Here is a 1,284-nt window from a genome sequence, read left to right on the forward strand (position 1 = left end):
TATTTGCTTTAAAGGTAGACGTTTTAAAGCATGAAAGTGTCTTTACGGCTTCTATAACCATAATAGCCAAAAACACTGGAAATTACGGCACCTATCAAGCTTCCTAAAAAGCCCCACCATCCCATATTGGAGGCTGTTTTTGTGGCTTTAGTCGCAGTGTTTTTTGCTCCCTTGATCGTATCCTCAAGATTGTCTGAGAGTGTTTCAGCTCGTTCTTCAAGGGCTTTGATGGCTTTTTCAGTTTTTTCCTCTGCGCTTTGATAGAGTTGAACGGCACGGTTGGCTGCTGTTTGTGCCTCCGCACGGGTCATGCCATCCTTCATAAGCGCATTGATGATATCGCTTCGATTAAATTTTGTCGTGAGATCTTCTACACGATCAGACAGGCGTTCACCAAGATTTTTTAAAGTGGTGCGATAGTGAGACGGATCATTTTTAAAAGCTGTTATCGCAGAACCAATATCATTGAGTGCAGCCTGATAGGTTTGTTTTAAGCGATTAGCATTGAGAGCAGGAATGTCGCTTTTATTGAGAAGGGTGTGCAATTCATTGCCAAGTTGGTCAAAATTGATGCCATCGTCACTGTTTTTTGCAAAAAACTTTTCAAGACTTTCACTGTTTAAGTTTGCAAGTATAGGGGAAATATTGTTTTTGAGGCTGTCAACGGTTTGTTGGACCATGGAGCTGTTTTCTAGAGCGGTTTTAGCCCCTATCTTTGCTGTACTAGAAACCACGTGGATGGCTTGGAGGGTCATCAGCAATGTTATGAGAGCCCAAGTGAGAAAGCCATGAAGAGTCCCTGAGGTTTCAGCAAAACGTCCAGCTACAAAGCCTCCCAAGGCTAGGCTAATCAGTGTAACGATAACAGACCCCACGCCAAAGGAGAGGAAAGAGCCTTCAAATGGGGATGAAGAAGTGAAATCCATTTGGCTTAAGCCTAAAGCGGCGACTAGAAAAGAGAGGCAGATTGAGGTAGCAAGAGCCGTCACCAGTCCCGCAAAGATTGCGGACCATGAAATGGGTGTGTGAAAGAATGGATACTTTTCTTCTAGAGATGTTTCTCCTAGAAAATTGGTATCGAATGGTGTGTCTTCAGGAATGCGAGTTTCCATGTTTTATCTCCTTGAATATGCTGGAGATACAATGCCTTTTGGCTAATTATGTTCCAAAGTTTATGGTCAAAAATGGATAAATAGCCACTAAAAATAGAGAAGAAAACACTTTAAACAAATGTTTGTTATGAGAGACAAAATGTTAATATACGCTTCAAAAAATCTCACTTAT

1 protein-coding gene is annotated in these 1,284 nt (G+C 41.5%); it reads right to left on the reverse strand.

What is annotated here, in order from left to right:
- Window positions 1-23: 23 nt before the first annotated feature.
- Window positions 24-1,112 (reverse strand): DUF3792 domain-containing protein, encoded by a 1,089-nt coding sequence (locus ACFIMW_RS09255; RefSeq protein ID WP_375608893.1) that lies wholly within the window; start codon window positions 1,110-1,112, stop codon window positions 24-26.
- Window positions 1,113-1,284: the final 172 nt, after the last annotated feature.

Origin of the sequence: Bartonella sp. AC329YNZD (genome assembly GCF_042196685.1) — a bacterium.
Classification (GTDB): Bacteria; Pseudomonadota; Alphaproteobacteria; order Rhizobiales; family Rhizobiaceae; genus Bartonella.

Coding starts and splice junctions, on each gene's coding strand:
- ACFIMW_RS09255 (WP_375608893.1), bottom strand. CDS start 1,112: ATGGAAACTCGCATTCCTGAAGACACACCATTCGATACCAATTTTCTA.